Source organism: Pseudomonas sp. 210_17 TE3656 (assembly GCF_054821965.1).
Genome location: NZ_JBTRBC010000001.1, coordinates 4,535,752 through 4,557,999 on the forward strand (window position 1 = coordinate 4,535,752; position 22,248 = coordinate 4,557,999).

Annotated in this window: 14 protein-coding genes; 9 read left to right on the plus strand and 5 right to left on the minus strand. The window is 60.0% G+C overall.

Annotated elements, in window-relative coordinates; genetic code table 11:
* Positions 1-92 precede the first annotated feature (92 nt).
* Positions 93-2,939 (plus strand): RHS repeat protein, encoded by a 2,847-nt coding sequence (locus ACVI9W_RS21240; RefSeq protein WP_461531078.1) that lies wholly within the window; start codon positions 93-95, stop codon positions 2,937-2,939.
* 29 nt (positions 2,940-2,968) lie between these two features.
* Here ACVI9W_RS21240 and ACVI9W_RS21245 read toward each other — a convergent pair whose 3' ends face one another.
* The 3 genes from ACVI9W_RS21245 to ACVI9W_RS21255 form a co-directional block, all read right to left on the minus strand.
* Positions 2,969-3,904, minus strand: a complete 936-nt coding sequence (locus ACVI9W_RS21245; protein WP_461531079.1) for a Ppx/GppA phosphatase family protein — start codon at positions 3,902-3,904, stop codon at positions 2,969-2,971.
* 421 nt (positions 3,905-4,325) lie between these two features.
* A complete protein-coding gene (gene katG, locus ACVI9W_RS21250) occupies positions 4,326-6,587 on the minus strand; it encodes a catalase/peroxidase HPI (protein WP_461531080.1) in 2,262 nt (753 codons plus the stop codon).
* A 402-nt stretch (positions 6,588-6,989) separates the two neighbouring features.
* On the minus strand, positions 6,990-7,496 hold the full coding sequence (locus ACVI9W_RS21255) for a GNAT family N-acetyltransferase (RefSeq protein WP_461531081.1): 507 nt from the start codon (positions 7,494-7,496) through the stop codon (positions 6,990-6,992).
* A gap of 188 nt (positions 7,497-7,684) precedes the next feature.
* Here ACVI9W_RS21255 and ACVI9W_RS21260 point away from each other — a divergent pair, with 188 nt between their 5' ends.
* The 4 genes from ACVI9W_RS21260 to ACVI9W_RS21275 all read left to right on the plus strand — a co-directional run bounded on the left by ACVI9W_RS21260 (position 7,685) and on the right by ACVI9W_RS21275 (position 12,578).
* Entirely contained in the window at positions 7,685-8,326 is a 642-nt protein-coding gene (locus ACVI9W_RS21260) for a LysE family translocator (protein WP_461531082.1), read from the plus strand.
* A 70-nt stretch (positions 8,327-8,396) separates the two neighbouring features.
* On the plus strand, positions 8,397-9,062 hold the full coding sequence (locus ACVI9W_RS21265; RefSeq protein ID WP_461531083.1) for an ABC transporter ATP-binding protein: 666 nt from the start codon (positions 8,397-8,399) through the stop codon (positions 9,060-9,062).
* Positions 9,062-11,524, plus strand: coding sequence for an ABC transporter permease (locus tag ACVI9W_RS21270; RefSeq protein WP_461531084.1), 2,463 nt, complete (start codon positions 9,062-9,064; stop codon positions 11,522-11,524). Before ACVI9W_RS21265 ends, ACVI9W_RS21270 begins: the two co-directional genes overlap by 1 nt.
* Positions 11,514-12,578, plus strand: coding sequence for a lipocalin-like domain-containing protein (locus tag ACVI9W_RS21275; protein WP_461531085.1), 1,065 nt, complete (start codon positions 11,514-11,516; stop codon positions 12,576-12,578). The genes ACVI9W_RS21270 and ACVI9W_RS21275 overlap by 11 nt, the downstream gene beginning before the upstream one ends.
* A gap of 100 nt (positions 12,579-12,678) precedes the next feature.
* On the opposite strand, the gene ACVI9W_RS21280 is transcribed toward ACVI9W_RS21275, so the two are convergent.
* Both ACVI9W_RS21280 and ACVI9W_RS21285 read right to left on the minus strand, forming a co-directional pair.
* Complete coding sequence (locus ACVI9W_RS21280) at positions 12,679-13,125, minus strand: NUDIX hydrolase (RefSeq protein WP_461531086.1); 447 nt, start codon at positions 13,123-13,125, stop codon at positions 12,679-12,681.
* 126 nt (positions 13,126-13,251) lie between these two features.
* On the minus strand, positions 13,252-14,127 hold the full coding sequence (locus tag ACVI9W_RS21285) for a universal stress protein (protein WP_461531087.1): 876 nt from the start codon (positions 14,125-14,127) through the stop codon (positions 13,252-13,254).
* 574 nt (positions 14,128-14,701) lie between these two features.
* On the opposite strand from ACVI9W_RS21285, the gene ACVI9W_RS21290 reads away from it, so the two are divergent.
* The 4 genes from ACVI9W_RS21290 to ACVI9W_RS21305 all read left to right on the plus strand — a co-directional run bounded on the left by ACVI9W_RS21290 (position 14,702) and on the right by ACVI9W_RS21305 (position 22,213).
* Complete coding sequence (locus ACVI9W_RS21290; RefSeq protein WP_461531088.1) at positions 14,702-16,897, plus strand: OsmC domain/YcaO domain-containing protein; 2,196 nt, start codon at positions 14,702-14,704, stop codon at positions 16,895-16,897.
* A gap of 549 nt (positions 16,898-17,446) precedes the next feature.
* The gene (locus tag ACVI9W_RS21295) at positions 17,447-20,023 is read left to right on the plus strand and encodes an autotransporter family protein (protein ID WP_461531089.1); all 2,577 of its coding nucleotides are present in this window, start codon (positions 17,447-17,449) and stop codon (positions 20,021-20,023) included.
* Entirely contained in the window at positions 20,023-20,934 is a 912-nt protein-coding gene (locus ACVI9W_RS21300) for an alpha/beta hydrolase (RefSeq protein WP_461531090.1), read from the plus strand. The genes ACVI9W_RS21295 and ACVI9W_RS21300 overlap by 1 nt, the downstream gene beginning before the upstream one ends.
* 241 nt (positions 20,935-21,175) lie before the next feature.
* Complete coding sequence (locus tag ACVI9W_RS21305; protein ID WP_461531091.1) at positions 21,176-22,213, plus strand: ABC transporter substrate-binding protein; 1,038 nt, start codon at positions 21,176-21,178, stop codon at positions 22,211-22,213.
* Positions 22,214-22,248: the final 35 nt, after the last annotated feature.

Genomic DNA, 22,248 nt, shown 5'->3' on the forward strand with positions numbered 1-22,248 from the left:
CTATCTGCACCAGCGTCCTATCATTTTTACCAGCTAGCCACGGCCGTATCGCGCGTTTATAAGTGGCTGACCGCTAGTGATGGATCGACCCCATGCGTGCACAGATGCACCACCACACCCCCACGCTCACCGTCCTCGAGGGTCGTGGCCTGGTTGTGCGGCAGGTGACCTATCATCGGACTGAACCCACAACACCCGCCCAGGCGCGCATCAGTGCCTCGGGCTACGACCTGTTTGGCCGTGCCATTGCCAGCTGGGATCCGCGCCTGTTTGCCCAGGCGCGCGAGCCCAACCAGAGCACAGTGTTCAGCCTCTGCGGCACATCGCTGCACAGCCACAGTGCCGATGCCGGTTGGCGCCTGAGCCTGTGCGGTGTGGGCGGGCAAACGCTGGAAAACTGGGACAGTCGTGACAGTCATTGGCACACCGCTTACGACGCCTTGCTGCGGCCTGTACTGCGGCGAGAACAGACCCTCGGGCAGGTTTCACGCATTGCCGAGCGCTTCAGCTATGCCGGGATGTCAGCCGAAGAGGCCAGGCACAATCGTTGTGGCCGTTTGATCCGTCAGGATGACAGCGCGGGTAGCCAGCGTCTGAACGATTATGACCTGAGCGGCCAGGTACTAAGCGAGACGCGACGCTTCCTGGCTAGCCTGGAGCTGCCCGACTGGCCCGACACCCTAGCTGAGCGTGACACGCTGCTCGAACCCGGCCCCGGCGCCACCAGCCTGTTCCGCACCGGCCCCAGCGGTGACGTGCTGGAGCAAACCGACGCCCAGGGCAATCGACGCACCCTGCACCACAACGTTGCCGGCGACTTGCGCGAACTGCAGCTCTCGCTCGACGGCGGCCAACCACAAAGTGTGCTGTCGGCCATACGCTACAACGCTTTCGCTCAGGTTGAAGCGCAGACCGCTGGCAATGGCGTCATCAGCCAGGCCGACTACGATCCGGCCGATGGCCGCCTGCAGCGCTTGTGTGCCTCGCGTAGCGGGCGTACGCGGCTGCAGGACCTGGTCTATGCCTACGACCCGGTCGGTAACGTGCTCAGCATCGAAGACCTGAGCCAGCCTGTCCGTTATTTTGCCAATCAGCGGGTTGAAGCAATCAGCGAATACTATTACGACTCGCTCTACCAGCTGATCGAAGCCAGTGGCCGTGAAGCGCTGGGCGCCACCATCGGCCCGGGCTTGCCGGGATTGAGCCTGACGCCTGGTGATACCAGCCAGTTGCTCAACTACCGGCAGTATTATCAATACGATGCCGGCGGCAATCTGCAGGAGTTGCGTCATGTCGGTCGCCAGTCCTACACCCGGCGCATGCTGGTGAGCGAGACCAGCAATCGCGCTTTGCCTTGGCCGGACGGCACTGCCGCACCAGACCCGGACCACGGCTTCGACGCCAACGGCAATCTGCAAGCCCTGCAACCCGGACAAGTGCTGCGTTGGGATGCCCTGAATCAACTGCACAGCAGCCGCCAGGTGGCCCGTGCGCAAGCCCGCGATGATCTGGAGCAGTACGTCTACGACGCGGGCGGCCAGCGCGTGCGCAAGGTAACCAGCCGCCAGGCTCGCGTGCTGACGCAGCGTAGCGAAGTGCGCTACCTGCCGGGCCTGGAAATTCGCACCGACAGCGCCACGGGCGAGCGCCTGGCCGTGCTGACCGTGCAAGCTGGCCGCTGCAGCCTGCGCTGCCTGCACTGGCACGAGGGTAAACCGCAAGGCATCGCCAATGATCAGCTGCGCTACAGCCTCGACGATCATCTGGGCTCGAGCACGTTGGAGCTGGATGCCGAGGCCAGCATTCTCAGCCACGAGGGCTATTACCCCTACGGCGGCACGGCCTGGTGGGCGGCACGCTCGACGCTGGAGGCGCAGTACAAGACCGTTCGTTATTCGGGTAAGGAACGCGATGCCAGTGGTTTGTACTACTACGGGTTTCGTTATTACGCGCCGTGGTTGCAGCGCTGGATCAACCCGGATCCGGCGGGGGATGTGGATGGGTTGAATAGGTATCGGATGGTTGTAAGCAATCCTGTTACCCATTTTGATGTTGACGGCCTAATGCCGGATCAGATTGAGCAATGGGTATCTCATCATGGTATGACGCTTTCCGCTCGTGGGCTCGCTGATTTTAATTTACAAGAGCGACGTTTGGTGACAACCGCACTTCGCGATGCCCAAATAATATTGTGGGAGGCAATAGCAGAATTCGACGAGCTGTCAGGCGTGGGACCAGTGAGTCCAGATCCATTGCAAACTGTTTTCGGTACCGATTACTCATGGCGGAGTTACGAAATTCGTCAGGCGTGGGACTCCATAGGAAATTACATTAAGCAATACGACACAGTTGCTGGAGGTAAATTATTCCTGAGGGGCGCGGGGGACGATAAGCTCATGGGTATGGTGGTTGGGCGGGCCGCCCCAAGATATCCAGGAGATTTATCTGCGCAAGATGGACATATTACCATAGGTGATAATTTTTTTCGCCAGCACACCAATGGTCGTGTTGAGCGGGCCTTTACTATTATTCATGAAGTTTCCCATCATAGAGTTATCAATAACTTTTCTGGAGATCCGGCACCTGGAACGAAAGACTATTTTTATTTACGCTCAGGGATAACCAGTGCGCATTCTTCTCGAATTGTCGATGGAGAGGGCACGGGGACAGGAGCTTTGTTAGTCAGCGATCTTGAACCTCAGGGGCACTATGCTTTTGTTTCGGCAGTGGCAGGTTGGGCCCAAGATAAGGATGGTGTTGTAATAAGCAACCTTGACCAAGCGGTCTACTACTTCAATAAAACGGGCTCTTTGCGTACCCAGGTGGCACTTGATAACGCCGATTCGCTAGCGTATGGATCGCTGTTGCTCTACGACGCTCGGATGTCGCGCCCAAGGAACTCAAGCGCACAGGTCAGCGGCGAAGCACGTCGCCACTAATACCAGCTCTAAATTTCGCACTTCGGCCATCAGCTTTTGAGCATCAACCCATGCAGCACCCCAAACCTCAAGCCAGGCTCGGACGGCATCATTTCGGTGATGCCAAACGCCTTGAACGCCGCCAGCATGATCGCCAGACCACCCGGCAACGCGCTTTGGCGATGAGGCTGCAAGCCACCCAGACGGGTGCAGTTAACGTGACCGGCCTCCAACAGCAGCACCGACAGGCGCAACAGACCACGGTAGGTGATGCCACCTTCGCCACAGTCGTTCAGGGCATTGGCCCTGAGCACTTTGGCCAGCATTCGCGCAGTACCTGAAGAGCCGATGGCCTGCTGCCAACCCAGGTGGCGATAGCGTCGGGCGACTTTTTCGAACTGCAAGGTGGCGGTGCGCTCGGCGTCCAGCAGGGCCTGGGCACGAACCACGCCGCCAGGGAAATAGCGCGTACTCCAGATGCCACTGCCGATATTCAGGCTCTCGGTCAGCAGTGCCTGTTGACCGCGGCCCAGAATCAATTCAGTGGAGCCGCCGCCGATGTCCACCACCAGGCGTCGGGTATCGGCAGCAGGGATGCGATGGCTGACACCGGCATACACCAGCTGGGCTTCTTCCTGGCCGGAGATGACGTCGATGGGAAAACCCAGGTGGCGCTGGGCATCGCTGAGGAAAAGTCTGGCATTGGCGGCTTCACGCACAGCGCTGGTGGCCACTGCGCGTACGCGTCCAGGCTCGAAGCCGCGCAGCTTTTTGCCAAAGCGGGCGAGCGCTTGCCAACCGCGGTCCAGCGCCAGTTCGTCCAGGGCGCCATCGTGCAGACCTTCGGCCAGGCGAACCGGCTCGCGCAAGGATTTCACTTCTTCGATAACCCACTGGCGGTTCCGTTTGACCGGCTGGCCGATCATCATGCGAAACGCATTGGACCCCAGGTCAATCGCCGCAAACAGGGAGGTATCGCTTTTCATCGAGTGTTCCTTGCAGGTTCATCAGGCAACGCTCAAAAGCGTTTGCGATGATCTTGCCACTCGATCGATGACGCGAAGATGACAGCCAGTACCCGCACCTACGGCTTTTTTACAACGGCGAAATCGTCCCTAACGCGCCAATCCCAATAGCCAGCACCAGAAAACCAACGACGAAAAGCGCAAGCTTGCCCATATGAACTCCGAATTGAACAGGAAAGAGGCAACAGGCGCTGCAGATAACCCAGCCACCTGATCAGACACGCTGTGAAAGGTGCCTGTTAGGGGCCTCATTGTCCGAGTGTCAGGGTTTTCATTACAGATGCAGATGAAGCAGAAAAATACGGATCAGAATAAAAACGCCCCGACCTGAACATCCGGGCCGGGGCGTTTTTTGTGGCTGTATCAGGCTGCGGCGTTGCTCTTACGCCAGGTCAAAACGGTCCAGGTTCATCACTTTGCTCCAGGCAGCAATGAAGTCCCTGACGAACTTGTCCTTGCCATCGTTGCTGGCATACACCTCAGCCAGCGCACGCAGTTGCGCATGCGAGCCGAATACCAGATCGACACGGCTACCGGTCCACTTCAGCTCGCCGGTTTTGCGGTCGCGGGCTTCATAGCTGTCGTTGGCGCTGGAGGCCGGCTTCCATTCCACGCTCATGTCCAGCAGGTTCTGGAAGAAGTCATTGGTCAACTGCTCAGGCCGCTGGGTGAACACGCCCTGGGTGTTGCTGCCGACATTGTTGCCCAGCACCCGCAGGCCGCCGATCAACACGGTCATCTCCGGCGCGCTGAGGTTCAGCAGTTGCGCCTTATCGACCAGCAGCGCCTCGGGTTTGGCTTTGGCTCCTGCCTTGACGTAGTTACGGAAGCCATCGGCAACCGGTTCCAGCAAGCCGAAGGACTCGACATCAGTCTGCGCCTGGGAGGCGTCGGTGCGGCCGGGGGAGAAGGGCACCGTCACGCTGTGCCCCGCATTTTTCGCCGCTTGCTCGACACCGGCGTTACCGGCCAGAACGATCAGGTCGGCGAGGGAGATTTTCTTGCCGCCGCCCTGAGCGTTGAAGTCGTTCTGGATGCTTTGCAGCTTGCCCAGCACTGCGGCCAGTTGTGCTGGCTGATTGGCCTCCCAGTCTTTTTGCGGCGCCAGACGCAGGCGCCCACCGTTGGCACCTCCGCGTTTGTCTGATCCGCGGAATGACGAGGCCGCGGCCCAGGCAGTAGACACCAGCTGCGACACTGACAGGCCCGAGGCCAGCACTTTGGCTTTGAGCGCGGCGACGTCGGCGTCGTTGACCAGGGCATGGTCGACAGCCGGGATCGGGTCTTGCCAGAGCAGTTCTTCACCGGGCATTTCCGGGCCGAGGTAGCGTGACAGCGGGCCCATGTCGCGATGAATGAGTTTGTACCAGGCGCGGGCGAAGGCGTCGGCCAGTTGCGCGGGGTTTTCCTTGAAGCGACGGGCGATCGGCTCGTAGATCGGGTCGAAGCGCAGTGCCAGATCCGAGGTCAGCATCCGCGGTTCCTGCTTTTTCGCCGGGTCGAAAGCGTGGGGGATGCGGTCTGCACCAGCACCGCCTTTGGGCCGCCACTGGTGGGCGCCGGCCGGGCTTTTGGTCAGCTCCCAGTCGAAGCCGAAGAGGTTTTCCAGGTACTCGTTGCTCCATTTCGTGGGGGTCGAAGTCCAGGTCACTTCCAGGCCGCTGGTGATGGCGTCGGCGCCTTTTCCGCTGCCGAATTTGTTGCGCCAGCCCAGACCCTGTTCCTCAAGGCCGGCGGCCTCGGGTTCAGGGCCGACGTTGTCGGCCGGGCCGGCACCGTGGGTCTTGCCGAAGGCGTGACCGCCGGCGATCAGCGCCACGGTTTCTTCATCGTTCATAGCCATGCGGCCGAAGGTGTCGCGGATGTCCTTGGCGGAGGCGACCGGGTCGGGATTGCCTTCAGGGCCTTCGGGGTTTACGTAGATCAGCCCCATCTGCACCGCGGCCAGCGGGTTATCGAGGTTGCGCTCGGTTGGCGGCAGGTTGCGGCCTTGTTCTTCGCCATGCTTGGAAGGTTCAGCCACCAGCGGCACGTCGCCTGGCGGTTGCGCTTTGCCATAGCGGATATCGCCCCCCAGCCAGACGGTCTCTGCACCCCAGTTCACCGCTTCATCCGGTTCCCAGACATCGGCGCGGCCGCCGGAGAAGCCGAAGGTCTTGAAGCCCATGGATTCCAGGGCGACGTTGCCGGTCAGCACGATCAGGTCGGCCCAGGAAATGTTCTTGCCGTACTTCTGTTTGATCGGCCAGAGCAGGCGCCGGGCCTTGTCCAGGCTGACGTTGTCGGGCCAGCTGTTGAGCGGGGCGAAGCGCTGCTGGCCGGAGCCGGCGCCACCACGGCCATCACCGATGCGATAGGTGCCGGCGCTGTGCCAGGCCATGCGGATGAACAACGGGCCATAGTGACCGAAGTCGGCGGGCCACCAGTCCTGGGAGTCGGTCATCAGTGCCCGCAGGTCTTGCTTGAGGGCGGCAAAGTCCAGGCTCTTGTAGGCCTTGGCGTAATCGAAATCCTCGTCCATCGGGTCGGAGAGGCACGAGTGCTGGTGCAGGATTTTCAGGTTCAGCTGGTCGGGCCACCAATCGCGGTTGCTGGTGCCGCCGCCAGCGGCAGGATTGAACGGGCATTTTGACTCGTTTGACATGACTGTTTCACCTCTGGATGGACTCACCCCACAATCCGACCCGTTCTATCAACCGAGTAGAGATGAGTGAAATCAATGACATAGGTTCAAGGCCAGCGGTTCGATCAACGAATCGGTGATGGCCATCACGGACAGTTCAGCGTAGCGGCAATCTCGTTATCGGAAAGATGAATCACTGCGGGAAGGGCAGCTGTAGCCGCTTTGTTACCGCCTTCCCAGAAGCCATCCGGCCGGATCAGTGCAGCGATAAATATAGGCTAGACCTGCCGAAGAGCGAGGGCTAATAGCGGGAGTATTGGGGGTTGATAGAGTGACTCTCTCAGCTGGCCGGTGGGAGCGGGCTTGCCCCGCGATGCGAGGTGACTGACAAACCGCAATCGCGGGGCAAGCCCGCTCCTACCGTCAAGCCGTTGCCTCAAACGCGTCGTGGTATTTGACCACGCCAGTTGGTGCGACATCCCCGAATGACAATGCCTGGAAGTACTCAGGGGGGACGCCGGGCAGCTCAAGGTCGGGGTGCGTCTTGAAGCCGAAGCGTCCGTAGTAGCCTGGGTCGCCGAGCAGCACGCAGCCGGCACCGCCAAGACGTTGCAACTGCGCCAGCGCGGCGTTCATCAATGACGAGCCAATGCCTTGACCCTGGCGCTCAGGGTGCACCGAAATAGGCCCCAGGCCGTACCAGCCGGTTGCCCCCGATGACACCGTAACGGGCGACAGGGCAACGTGACCGATGATTTCGCCGTCTTCCACTGCCACCAATGAGACGCTCATCTGATTGGCCTTGCGAAGGGCATTGACGATGAAATGCTCGGTGTGGCTTGAGTGCTCCTGATTCTTGAATGCGGCCTCGGTCAGGCGTGCAATGCTGTCGATGTCTGCAGGTTGTTCATTGCGAAGGGTGATGTTCATGTTGATCCTGGCTTTGGTGTCCCGGTTGATGGCCTTGCGCAGCACTTGGTAAAGAGCATCAGGTTGTACTACGAGGCAGTGAACGACAAGGCGGCTGTTACCTTGCGTTAACTCGGCAAACAACCGCCACTGTCCGCTGCCAGGCCCTGTAACATGCATCACCTTCCCACCACGCACGAGTCTGAAAAATGGATGCTCACTCGATACTTGCTTATGTGCTGGTTGCCGCGATTGCTATCGCCAGTCCAGGTCCTGCCACGTTGATGGCGATCAACAACAGCCTGGCCTATGGTCCGCGTTCTGCGCTGTGGTCTTCGTTGGGCAATGCGTGCGGACTGTTCTGCCTGTCGGCAGCGGCAATGCTGGGCCTGGGTGCTTTGCTCGCCAGTTCCGAGTGGATGTTCAACGTGGTGAAAATTGCCGGGGCCGGCTACCTGTTCTATCTGGGGGCCAAGCAGTTGTTCAAGAGGACGCCGATGCTTGCGGCCGATGTTCCGGGCAATCAGAAAGTCAGCAAACCATCGCGTCTGAAGCTGTTCAAATCGGCTTTCCTGACCGCAGCTACCAATCCCAAGGCGACGATGTTCTTCTCGGCACTGTTCCCACAGTTCATTGACCAAAGCGCCGCATTGCTGCCGCAGTTTCTGCTGCTCACGTCGATCTTCATGGGCTTGTCGCTGACGTCCCTGACGCTGTACGCAGGCCTGGCTTCCCGGGCCAAAGGCGTACTGACTCGGCCGCGCTTTTCGCTGTGGGTGAGCAGGGCGGTAGGCTCGACGTTCATCTTCTTCGGGGCCGCCATTCTTACCATGCGCAGGCAAGGTGCGTAGTCGGGTTATCAATGGGCAAAGCCTGAGAACACTGCTATTCCTATTGCTTGGAGCATTTGGATAGCCGTTGATGCTGGTCGTCGAACAGTTGCACAAGTCGTTCATTACCGCGCAAGGCACACTGCCGGTGCTGCAGGGCGTCGACTTGCGTCTGGCGCGGGGCAGCAGCCTGGCGTTGATGGGCGAGTCGGGCAGCGGTAAAAGTACCTTGCTGCACCTGCTCGCAGGACTCGACCGCGCTGACAGCGGGCGCATCCTGATCGACGCCGAACCCCTCGACGCGCGTTCGGAGTCAGGCCTGGCGCGCTGGCGCCGGGAAGGCATCGGTCTGGTGTTCCAGCAGTACAACCTGATCAGCAGCCTGGATGTGGCAGCCAACCTGGCGTTTCAGGCCAGGCTGGCCGGGCGCTTCGATCAGCAATGGCTGGACTATCTCTGCGAGCGCCTGGGGCTGGCGGATGTGTTGCAGCGCTACCCGGAGCAATTGTCCGGCGGCCAGCAGCAACGCGTCGCCATCGGCCGGGCACTGGCGGGGCGACCTGCGTTGCTGCTGGCCGATGAGCCCACCGGCAGCCTCGACGAGGCCAGTAGCGATCAAGTGTTGAGCCTGCTGCTGCAACTGGTTGCCGAGGCCGGCAGCAGCGTGTTGATGGTCACCCACAGCCAGCGCCTGGCTGCGCGCCTGCAGCAACGTTGCTTCCTGCATGCCGGCCGGGTGCGGGTCGAGACGGCTTGATGAACGCCTTGCTGATGACCTTGCAGGCGCTGCTGAGCCATTGGTGGCGCCATCGTTTGCAGTGCTTCAGCCTGTTTACCGGATTGTGGCTGGCCACTGCGCTGTGGACCGGCGTCCAGGCCTTGAACAGCCAGGCACGCAATGACTACGCCCGTGCCAGTGCGCTGTTGACCGGCCCTGTGCAAGCACAACTGGTGGCCCGCGATGCAGAGCGATTCGAGCAGGCGCTGTACCTCCAACTGCGCCAGCTGGGCTGGTCGGTATCCCCGGTGGTGGAAGGGCGCGTGCGTTTTGCCGGCGAGCGGCCGCTGACGGTGCGCCTGATCGGTATCGAACCGCTGAGCCTGCCAGCGGCAGCGAGCGTCGCCGGTACCCCGATGCAAGACTTCGATCTGCAGGCGTTCATCGGTACTCCGGGGCAAGCCTGGGTTGGCCCGGACACGTTGCAGCAATTGGGTATGCAAGCGGCGGATCAAGCACTCAGCAGTGATGGCCAGGTATTGCCACCTTTCGTCCTCAAGCCGCAGCTGGCACCGGGCGTGATCATCGTCGACATCGGGCATGCCCAGACCTTGCTGCAAGCACCGGAGCAGCTATCGCGGTTGTTGTTGGCGGATGACAAGGCGCCATTGCCCGCGGCCATTGCTGCCCGCCTCAAGCTGCAACCAGCCGGTGACGATGGCGGCTTGCAACGCCTGACCGAGAGCTTTCACCTCAATCTCACCGCGCTCGGCCTGCTGGCCTTTGTCGTCGGGCTGTTTATCGCTCACGCCGCCATCGGCCTGGCCCTTGAACAGCGTCGTAGCCTGATTCGCACCCTGCGTGCCTGCGGCATCAGCTTGAATTTGGTGTTGATCGGCCTGACGCTGGAGCTGGGTGTGTTCGCGGTGCTCGGCGGTTTGGCCGGGGTCGCCAGCGGCTATGTGCTGGCCGCCTTGCTGTTGCCCGATTTCGCCGCCAGCTTGCGCGGTTTATATGGCGCCCAGGTCGCCGGGCAACTGAGTCTGCCGGCCTGGTGGTGGTTGGCCGGGGTGCTGGTGAGTGTGTGCGGCGCGCTGATCGCCGGGTTGAGCAGTGTTTTGCGCGCAGCCCGCCTGCCACTGCTGGTGTTGGCGCAACCTCAGGCCTGGCGGTTGGCCCAGGGCCCGTGGCTGCGACGTCAGGCAATTGCAGCAGGGCTGTTACTACTGGTGGCACTCGGCTGTTGGCAATACGGGGCCAGCCTGCCCAGTGCGTTCATCTTGCTTGCGGCGCTGTTGCTGGCCGCAGCGCTGCTGTTGCCGACGTTGCTCGATGGCGCGTTAGCCTGGCTGGCACGCTTCTGTCGTCGGCCATTGGCGCAGTGGTTCATCGCCGACAGTCGTCAGCAATTGCCCGCATTGAGCCTGGCGCTGATGGCCTTGCTGCTGGCGCTGGCTGCCAGTGTCGGCGTGGGCAGCATGACCGAGGGCTTTCGCAAGACATTTACCGGCTGGCTCGATCAGCGTCTGGCAGCCGATCTCTATGTCACCCCTCGGGATAACGCGCAGGCTGCGCAGATCAACGAATGGCTCGGCGAACAGCCGGGAATCAGCGCGGTGCTGCCCAGCTGGCGCCTTGAGCTACGCCTGCAGGAATGGCCGGTACAAGTCCAGGGCATCATCGACCACCCTGGCTATCGCACACGCTGGCCGTTGCTGGAACACAGCGCACGGGCCTGGGAGCAACTGGCGAGCGGTCGCGCAGTCATGCTCAGTGAACAGTTGGCGCGGCGTTTGCGCGTGCGGTTGGGCGACAGTCTTCAACTGCCGGTGGAGCCTGTGCAAGCCATGACCGTGGTCGGCATCTACGCTGACTATGGCAATCCCAAAGGCCATCTGTTGGTCAACGCCGACTGGCTGCGCAGGCATCGGCCTGAGGCGAGCCTGAACAATATCAGCCTGAACCTGGTTGCCGAGCGTGTCCCGGTGCTCAAGGCCGAGCTGCAACAACGCTTTGCCCTGGACGACAGCCGCGTGGTCGAGCAAGCCACCTTGAAGCGCTGGTCGACTGAAGTTTTCAGCCGCACCTTTGCCGCCACGTCCGCGCTCAACAGCCTGACCCTCGGTGTCGCTGGCATCGCGCTGTTCATCAGTCTGCTGAGCCTGAGCCAGAGCCGCCTCGGCCAACTGGCGCCGCTCTGGGCGCTGGGTGTGCAGCGCGGGCAGTTGGTGTGGCTTTCACTCGGTCAAACCCTGATGTTGAGCTGCTTCACCGTGCTGCTGGCGATACCCCTGGGCTTGCTGCTCGCCTGGTGTCTGGTGGCGGTGGTCAACGTCCAGGCGTTTGGCTGGCGCTTGCCGCTGCATGTCTTTCCCGGGCAACTGCTGCAACTGGCCATGCTAGGGCTGTTGACCAGTCTGCTGGCCAGTGCCTGGCCGCTATGGCAATTGGCACGGCGCCAACCGAGCGAGTTATTGAGGCAATTTGCCGATGAAGCCTGAAGTTTGGGGATTGATTGTCTTGTTGCTGCTGAGCGGTTGCGATCAGCCTGAACCAGCAGGCAAAAGTTTTGCCGGCTTGGGTCAGGAGGCGGACGCCTTCAGGCAGGTGACGCGCAATCATGTGCTGGAGTTTCCTCGCGATCACGGTGCGCACAATGGCTTTCGCATCGAGTGGTGGTACGTCACCGCCAATCTCAAGGACGCTCAGGGACGTGAGTGGGGCGCACAGTGGACCTTGTTCCGCTCGGCCCTGCACACCGGCGCGGAAACTGCCGACTGGAGCAGCCCCAACCTGTGGATGGGCCATGCGGCGCTGACCGGCCCTGGTGGCCATCAGTCCAGCGAAACCCTGGCGCGCGGTGGTGTCGGCCAGGCGGGGGTTGCAAGCCAGCCGTTCCGGGCCTGGATAAATGACTGGTCGCTGCAGGGCAGTGATGACATCGGGCAATTACAGATGGTCGCCCGCGGCGCAGGCTTTGCTTACCGCCTGAACCTGCTGAGCACGGGGCCGCTGGTGCTGCATGGCGCACAGGGCTACAGCGAAAAATCCGGCAAGGGTCAGGCGTCTTACTACTACAGCCAGCCGTTCTACCAGGTCAGTGGCGAAGTCGAGCGCGAAGGCCAGCGCATTGCGGTCACCGGCAACGCCTGGCTTGATCGTGAATGGAGCAGCCAGCCGCTGGCGGCCGGGCAATCGGGGTGGGACTGGTTTTCCCTGCACCTGGACAGCGGCGCGAAATTGATGCTGTTTCGCGTGCGTGAGGCTGCGGGCACGCCCTACCGGGCGGGCACCTGGATCAGCGCACAAGGGCAGACCCAGGCGCTGCAAGGCGAACAGATCCAGCTCCAGGCGCTGGCCTGGTCAAAGCAGGACAACGGCGTCCAGATGCCCACCCGCTGGCGCGTGCAGGTGCCGAGTCAGGGGGTCGATGTGCAGGTTGAGGCGCTGGAGCCGAAAGCGTGGATGCACACCAGCTTCCCGTATTGGGAAGGCCCGGTGCGCATCAGCGGCAGTGTGGGCGGCAGGGGCTATCTGGAAATGACCGGTTACTAGCCGTAATGCACCTTCTCGGTGGGAGCGGGCTTGCCCCGCGATTGCAGACCATTAGCCACATCGCATCGCGGGGCAAGCCCGCTCCCACCGGGATCTCACCTCACGCCAACAGTGAAACTGCCTTGAGCAGATCGTGAAGCCCTTCAGGAACCAGCGGTGATGTATCCGAGAAGCTTGAACTGTCGCGCCATGTGGCCTTGAACGCTGCGCCATCGCTTTCGTGACCAATCAGGCAGGATTGTTGGTAAAGGCTCATGTCGCTGAATTTAGCGTCATAGACCTGAACAATCTCGTGCCCCGGCTTACCGGCATAGGTGAAGATGCTCTCCAGAGTGCCGAGCAGACGCACATCGCTGATCGACTGGTTCAGTTCTTCCTGCACTTCTCTGGCAATGGCATCAATGCTGCGCTCGCCGAAATCGATGCCACCGCCGATGGGGCGAAACAGGGTCTGATCAGATTCAGCGTCGTAAAACTGGTTAACCAGAATCTTTCCCTGGTGATGAAAGACGCACAGGGCGAGGGCGCGAATGCGGTGCTCGGACACGAGTCCAATTCCTTTTGTGAGTGAGTGGCGCGCGACGATACGTTTGTGCTCGTGTTTAAGCCAGCCCAGTGTTAAACACCGGGCTGGCTGAGTGTGCGGATTCAAACGCTCGACACTACCCGCAGCCTACAGCGACACCAGCACATCACACTGGGATTCGTTGAGCACATGCTTGGTAACGCTGCCGATCAACAGTTCTTCCAGAGCGCTTTCCCCCTGCTTGCCGATCACGATCAGGTCGCAGTCCAGCTCCTGTTCCTGCTCAACGATCCGCCAGGCGGCGTCACCATGCACCACGATTTGCCGGGCATTGCTCAGCCCGGCGGCTTCGCTCAATGCCGCGAGTTGTTGCACGGCATCTTTCCTGATGACATTGCGGTAGTGATTGAGGGTCTCCTGGTCAATGTGGGCGAAGCGCATGCTCCCCTCGAAGGGGGCTTCGTACACGTGCAGGAGGATGATCTCGGCCTGCGGCGCAACAGCCTTTGCCAGTTCGATGGAACGCAGCGATGCAGGCGAAAAATCAACCGGGACGAGCAAGGTACGGTACGCATCGCGAGGTGCGTGCTTGACCACCAGCAAAGGGCAGAGCATGCGGCTGAGTATTCTTTGCACGGTAGAACCGAGCAGCAGGCGACGGGCCAGGCTTTGGCCCTTCGCTCCGCAGACCAACAGGTTGCTGTGTTTGTCCTGCACCACCCGGGTGATTTCGCTGACAACCGAACCGGACGCGACCTGTACGCCTGCGCCGATGTCGTAGCGCTGGAACAGCGCCTCTGCCAGTTCGTGAATTTTTTCTCTCGCACTCCCAAGCACGCGATTCAACAAGTCTTCATCAGGTACCACGACCTGCTTGAGGCGCTCGAAGGGGGCTGGATTGGCGACGTAGAGCAGATCCAGCGATGCGTGCTGTTCCTTGCTCAACAGTGCGGCCCGCTGTGCCGCGTTGCGGGCAGAGGTGGACAGGTCGGTGGCAACCAGTACGTGGTTCAACGAGGTCATATGGGTTTCCTTATGCAATGTTGTGCACATGAATCTTAGGCGTTGGCCTGTTATCGATCCGTTCCCTGCTTGCAGCCATCCTCTCGCGAACCACGCCCGGCGTTTTGACTTGCGTCAAACGCCGTGGTCATAGCATCCGCTGGTCACGGTTGCGGACAGCCTGTCTGATTCGACCTTCTCCGGCGCTGTCATTGTGAAGTTTAAAGTTGCTAGTTTTCTTTTTAGTTTGGTATTTCTTTGAGTTGAGTAAAAGATTGCAAGTGCAAAAAAACTTAACTAATGCATTCACCCTGCCGGTCATACCGATCGAAATCGCTAGCTGAATATTCGCATCAGCTGGCAGCTGTTGCGTTTACACCTGACGTAAGGCTTACCTGCGCATTGCTCTGAATGCCCACTGCCTGAAACCCGCCTGAACAAAGGCTTTGGCGTGGATCTGCCGCCAGCAGCAGTGCTGGCGGCACTGCGGCGATCTGGAACCGGTCAGCGGCCATTGCTGAAAGCGCAAGACTTTCGCCTGAAAAACCGGATAATGGCGGCCAAATCGTTTTGCACGTTATTATGGTGTTCCCGCATGGAAATCAAGGTCAACTTTCTCGACAACCTTCGGCTTGAAGCCAAGTTTGATGACTTCACCGTGGTCGCCGATCAGCCTATCCGCTATAAAGGCGATGGTTCGGCGCCGGGTCCGTTCGATTATTTTCTGGCGTCGTCGGCGTTGTGTGCGGCTTACTTTGTGAAGTTGTACTGCCAAACGCGTGATATTCCCACCGATAATATTCGCCTGTCGCAAAACAATATTGTTGATCCGGAAAACCGTTACAACCAGATCTTCAAGATTCAGGTCGAGCTGCCAGCCGATATCTCCGCCAAGGATCGCCAGGGCATTCTGCGTTCCATCGACCGTTGTACGGTGAAGAAGGTGGTGCAGACCGGCCCTGAGTTTGTGATCGAGGAAGTCGACAACCTCGACGCCAATGCCCAGGCATTGCTGATGCTGGACCCGGCGTCCGACGCCAGCACCTATATCGTCGGCAAGGATCTGCCGCTGGAGCAGACCATCGCCAACATGTCGGCGATTCTCGCCGGCCTGGGCATGAAGATCGAAATCGCGTCGTGGCGCAACATTGTCCCCAACGTCTGGTCGCTGCATATCCGCGATGCGCAGTCGCCGATGTGTTTTACCAATGGCAAGGGCGCGACCAAAGAAAGCGCGCTGGCTTCGGCGCTGGGCGAATTCATCGAACGACTGAACTGCAACTTCTTCTACAACGATCAGTTCTGGGGCGAAGAGATCGCCAACGCGGCGTTTGTGCATTACCCGGACGAGCGCTGGTTCAAGCCTGGCCGCAAAGATGCGCTGCCGGCGGAAATCCTCGACGGCTACTGCCTGGAAATCTACAACCCCGATGGCGAGCTGCGCGGCTCGCATCTGTACGACACCAACTCCGGCAATGAAGCGCGCGGCATTTGCTCGCTGCCCTTTGTGCGCCAGTCGGACGGCGAGGTGGTGTATTTCCCCTCCAACCTGATCGAAAACCTGTACCTGAGCAACGGCATGAGCGCCGGTAACACGCTGGCCGAAGCGCAGGTGCAATGTCTGTCGGAAATCTTCGAGCGCGCGGTCAAACGCGAAATTCTGGAAGGTGAACTGGCACTGCCGGATGTGCCGCAGGAGGTGCTGGCCAAGTACCCGGCGATCCTCGCCGGTATTCAGGGCCTGGAAGAGCAGGGCTTCCCGGTGCTGGTGAAGGATGCGTCGCTGGGCGGGGAATTCCCGGTGATGTGCGTCACCTTGATGAACCCGCGTACCGGCGGCGTATTTGCCTCGTTCGGCGCACACCCAAGCTTTGAAGTGGCGCTGGAGCGCAGCCTGACGGAACTGCTCCAGGGCCGCAGCTTCGAAGGCCTGAACGATCTGCCGCAGCCGACGTTCGAAAGCCACGCGCTGACTGAGCCGAACAACTTTGTTGAACACTTCATCGATTCCAGCGGTGTGGTGTCGTGGCGCTTCTTCAGTGCCAAAGCCGATTTCGAATTCGTTGAGTGGGACTTCTCTGGCCAGGGTGAAAACTCCAACGCCGAAGAAGCCGCGACCTTGTTCGGCATTCTCGAAAGCATGGGCAAAGAAGCATACATGGCGGTGTACGAGCACCTCGGCGCAACAGCCTGCCGCATTCTCGTGCCGGGCTATTCGGAAATTTACCCGGTCGACGACCTGATCTGGGACAACACCAACAAAGCCCTGTTTTTCCGCGAAGACATTCTCAACCTGCACCGCCTGGACGAGAGCGAGCTGCGTGCCCTGGTTGAGCGTCTGGAAGAGAGCGAGCTGGATGACTACACCGACATCACCACGCTGATCGGCATCGAATTCGATGACAACACGGTCTGGGGGCAGTTGACGATTCTGGAGTTGAAGCTGCTGATCCATCTCGCCTTGCAGCAGTTCGAAGAGGCCAAGGAACTGGTGGAAACCTTCCTGCAGTTCAACGACAACACCGTCGAGCGTGGACTGTTCTATCAGGCCCTGAACGTGGTGCTGGAAGTGCAGCTCGATGACGACCTGGAGCTGGACGACTACGAGTTCAATTTCCGCCGTATGTTTGGCAACGAGCGGATGGACGCGGTGATCGGCTCGGTGGACGGCAGCGTGCGCTTCTATGGCTTGACGCCGACGAGCATGAAGCTGGAAGGCCTCGACAGGCATTTGCGGTTGATCGACAGCTATAAAAAGTTGCACGCGGCGCGGGCCAAAACATTGGTTTGATTCTGCTAACTGCACCGACAAAAAAGCACCTTGGGTGCTTTTTTGGGTTCTTCACGCAATCCCGGGGAGCATGATCTTGAGGCTGGGCTGGGCTGGGCTTCGGATGGGGGGATCCATTCCCTGCGGCGCCGCTGATGGCCCCTTCCGCCGTAAGGGCGGAAGGGGCCAGAAGCGGCGCCACAGCGAATGGATAAACTCGCAGCCTCAGCAACCAGACCCAACCCAACCCAACTCAAGAGTCATAGCCCTCGGGATTCCGTGAAGAGCCTTTTTTTATTTGGCAGAGGTGAAGGAGGGCGTGGCTGCTAGTAACCGAGGCGATGAAAGAAACTGCATGCAGCGCGGGCCAAAGTGGCGGCGTTGTCCAGTTAACGGCGCTAGCCAAAAGCACGATAGGCGCTAGCTGCCATTGCACTGGCGCCAGAAATATATACCTCTGACAAACAAGAGTATTTATACTCGCCGCGCCTCCAGCGTGGCAATTTGACATCACTCCTAGACGAAGCCACGCAAGGACGCGTTCTCACCTCGATTTCAAAGGAAGAAAAAGTGGCTGTCGTTAACCTACAAAAAACCCTTATCGCGCTTGCTATCACCGCAGCAGCACATCCCGTTTACGCTGAAACCCTGGCGCTGACCAACGCGGGCGTGCAGATCGAAAACGTCTCTTATGCGGACCACGTTGAAGTCAATGGCGCGTTCGCTACGACCAACAGTGACCTGGACGCCATCGAGTTCAACAGCGTTACCTTCAACAAGGACCTGATCATCAATGCCAACGTTAATGCCAATGGCACTAACGCTGATGGCCTGGACCTGTCTATGGCGGGTGAGGACGAAGACCCTTCGTCGTTCGGCCCGGCGACCGAAATCTTCGGTAACCTGGTGAACAAGGGCAGCATTGCGGTGAGTGGCGGTGGTGTGTCGGCGATGCTGGTTGACCCGGCTATCATCCACGGCAACCTGGTCAACGAAGGCACCTTGAGCGTCAGCGGCGATGAGTTCGAAGGTGACGGTATCCGTGCGCTGGAATTCTCCGGTGAGTCGGAATTGCACGGCAATCTGATCAACGCCAGCACTGGCCAGATTCTGGCGAACGGCAAGAACGCCAAGGGTATCTTGCTCGAAGGCGGTGAGATTGACGGCAAGCTGATCAACAATGGCTTGATTCAGGTCAGCGGCGAGGGCGCCACTGCTCTGGATGCCACCTCCAATGAATACTTCGGCTACACCGATCGTGTCGACATTGGCGGCATTGAAAACAATGGCCGCATCATCGCAACGGGTGACGATGCGGTTGGCGTTGAGCTGGACGGCGTCAGCTTTACCACTTCTTCTGCCCAGTTCGTCAACAATGGCCTGATTCAGGCTACCGACGCCGCGATTGAAATCGGTGGCTTTGACATCGATGGTGAGGGCGAAGGCGGCCCGCTCACGCTGGTCAACCGTGGCACCCTGGTTTCTGAAGACGAAGCCATCGATGCCTCCGACGCATCCGGTGTGGTGGTTCTGGACTGGCAAGGCGGCGCGATCACCGGCAACCTGATCGATCTGGATCGCATTACTGTTACCGGTGATGCAGTGTTCAAGGGCACCAGCGCCGATGTCGATGGCTACAACATCCGCATGTACGACAACGGCCCGTTGAATGTCGGTACCGAGAGCAGCGCAGGGCATCTGCAGCTGGCTAATGCCCACACCTCGTTGCAGGGTGACCTGGTGGTAGCCAATGGCTCATCGCTGGATCTGAACCTGAGCAGCGCGACGGATGCCAGCAAGGCAGTCTTGAGCGTCGACGGCAATGCAACCTTCAAGAAGGGTTCGCAAATCACCCTGGCCGCCCAGGGCAACGATTTTACCGCCGCTGGCAGCACCTACACCCTGGTCAAGGCTGATTCGCTGGATAACCAGACCGAGTCCGGCAAGCTGGTCAGCAGCCGCTCCTCGCTGTTGAACGTCGATACCTATGTCGTCGAAGGTAATCAGGTCGTTGCGACCGTCACCGGGAAATCGTCTTCGCAAGTCGGTGAGGTGATCAAGGACATCGGCGGTTCGGGCAACGCCCAGCGCGCCGCTTCGGCATTCAGCAGTGTTGCCACGCAACTGGCCAGCTTGAACCCGCAGGACAAAGTCTTCCAGGCCTATGTCAATGCATCGCAGGACGCTCAAGCGCTGCGCGCGCTGGCTGAGCAGTTGACCCCAGAGGTCAATGGAGGGGCGACTCAGGCCGCGACCACCGGCCAGACACTGATCAGCAACGTCACCAGTGGCCGCACCTCCGGGGCGCGCGGCATGTCTTCGGGCGAGGGCTTCAAGGAGGCGGGTGTCTGGGTGCAAACCCTGTACAGCGATGCCAGCCAGGACCTGCGTGACAATGTCGCCGGTTACAACGCCTACAGCCGCGGTATCGCGGTGGGTGCCGACGGTAAGCTCAACGATCAGCTGACCCTGGGTGTGGCGTACAGCTACCTGAATACCGACGTCAACGGCAAGAGCGGTGACAAAACCAAGGTCGATGGTCATGCATTCACGCTGTACGGCGGTTTCGAGCAAGGTAACTACTTTGTCGATGGCAGCCTGACCTATGGCCTGAACGACAACGAAAGCAAGCGCAGCATTGCCAACACGACCGCCAAAGGCGATTACGACAGCAACCTGTTTGGTGTGAACCTGGTCGGTGGCTACACCTACCACGTCTCGCCATCGGTGCTGGTTGAGCCTCGCGTAGCCGCCCGCTACAGCCGCGTCGATATCGACGGTTACCGTGAAAAAGGCAGCTCCGCAGCACTTAAAGTCGAAGATCAGCGCTTCGAAGTGGCCGAGCTGGGTGCAGGCTTGCGCGTTGCCGGCAATTTCCCGCTGGGCAGTGGCACGCTTGAGCCGCAGGCCCAAGTCATGGCGTATCACGACTTTATCGGTGATGAAGTCAGCAGCACCTCCACCTTCATTTCGGGCAACACGCCGTTCGTGACCAGCGGTGCCAGTGCCGTACGAAACAGCTATGAAGCGGGTGTAGGCGCTGACTACCACCTGGGCGCTGTGACGGTTGGCTTGAGCTACGACTATGTAGGCAAGTCCGACTTTGATGCCGATACGGTCACCGCCAAAGTGCGTTACGACTTCTGATGACCGCTGCAAGTCTCAGCCCGCTACGGTGGGCCGGGGTTTGCCTGCAAGGCGCGGCACTGTTGTTCAGTGCCGCGCTGAGCGGTTGCCAGTCGCCTAGGCAGGCGCTGCAAGCGTTGGCATCCTCCCATGGCCAGCACCTGGAAGTGTTGGCCACTACCCCCTTTCCCCTGGCGATGATCGCGTCGCACAAGCAGCAAAATGCCGCGCGATTACGCATCTATCTGGAAGGTGATGGCCACGCCTGGGCCACGCCGACGCAACCGAGTATCGACCCCAGTCCCCGGCAACTGCTGGTGGCGCAATTGGCGCTGGATGACCCCACGCCGGCACTCTATCTTGGCCGTCCCTGTCAGTTCGTCAGCGTCTCGACCTGTACGCCTGAAATGTGGACTAACCGGCGCTTCTCCGAAGAGGTCATTGCCAGTCTTGACCAGGCGCTGGATCTGCTCAAGGCGCGTTATCGCAACCAGGACTTCGAACTGGTCGGCTACTCCGGTGGCGCCGCAGTGGCACTGCTGTTGGCTGCCAGGCGTGACGACATTGGCCAGGTACAAACGCTGGCGGGTAACCTCAGCCCGACGGAGTGGGTCCGGATACACCAGCTCACACCATTGCGCGGTTCGCTTGAGCCCTTGCAGTACCGCCAACGTCTGGCTTCGATCCCGCAACGGCACTTGTTCGGCAGTGAGGACCGGGTGATTCCGAGCACTATTGAAGGATTTTACCGCCGTCAATTAGGGCCGGCCGCATGCCTGGAAACCCTCGTGATACCGGGTGTCAGCCATGAGACTGGATGGAACCAGGCCTGGCAGCGCTGGCGAGAGCAGCCGATCAAATGTGCGTTGCCTGCACGAGAGGGAGCTGCTGATGGTGCAGAAGAGGGCGTAGCAGGTAGCGCGTCCCGTTAGTTTAGTAATAACCAACCTGAGCGTTAGAAAAGCAGAGTCTAACTACCTTAACTTCCGTGCCACCTTACACGGCAAGAAAAACTGACCACAGGAAAACATTATTGTTCGTTGCGGGGGCTGCCCGAGTGGCCAGTTCGGCATCGAATGGAACGAGACCCGGATGTCTCGCCTGGGAAGGCTTAGTTAATCCCGGTGTCTTGAGTGATTTGCAATCACCCATGAACAGTAGGAGATAACAATAATGATCAAGACTCTGAAATTCGCAGCGCTGGCAACCGGGTTGTTGGCTGCCAGTCACGGCCTTGCGGCCGATCTCACCATCGTCTCCTTCGGTGGCGCCAACAAAGAGGCCCAGGTAAAGGCCTTCTACAAACCCTGGCAGCAAGCCAGCGGCAGCAAGATCATTTCCGGTGAATACAACGGCGAAATGGCCAAGGTCAAAGCCATGGTCGACACTCGCAGCGTCTCCTGGGATGCGGTGGAAGTCGAATCGGCCGAGCTTGCCCGCGGTTGTGACGAAGGCATGTTCGAAACCCTCGACCCGGCGCAGATCGGCCTCGACAGCAAAGACTTCGTACCCGGTGCCATCCAGCCATGCGGCATCGGTTTTCTGGTGTACTCGACGGTGCTGGCCTACAACGCCAGCAAGTTGAAAGAAGCGCCCACCGGCTGGCAAGACTTCTGGGATGTCGAGCGCTTCCCGGGCAAGCGCGGCCTGCGAAAACTGGCCAAATCGACCCTGGAATTCGCCCTGATCGCCGACGGTGTGGCGCCTGGGGAGGTCTACACCTTGCTGGCGACCGAGGCGGGTCAGGATCGCGCCTTTGCCAAACTCGACCAGATCAAGCCGCACATTCAGTGGTGGGAAGCCGGCGCACAGCCGCCGCAGTACCTCGCGGCCGGGGATGTGGTGATGAGTTCGGTGTACAACGGCCGCCTTTCGGCTGAGCAACGCAAAACCTATGACCTGAAAATCGTCTGGTCGGGCGGGCTCTACGAGTTCGACTCCTGGGCCATTCCGCGCGGTGCTTCACGCCAGGAGAAAACCCGCGAATTCATCGCCTTCTCGCTGGAGCCTGTGCAACAGAAAAGCTTTGCCGAGCACATCGACTACGGCGCCGCCAACCTGCAGGCGATGGACCTGCTCGACAAGGCACGCATCGCCGAACTGCCCACCGCGCCAGAGAACCTCGCACAGCAGGTACCGGTAGATGCACTGTTCTGGGCGGACCATGGCGAACATCTGGAGCAGCGCTTCAACGCCTGGGCTTCACGTTGATTTTCTGAGCGCTCATGCCAGCCATGGGGTGTATA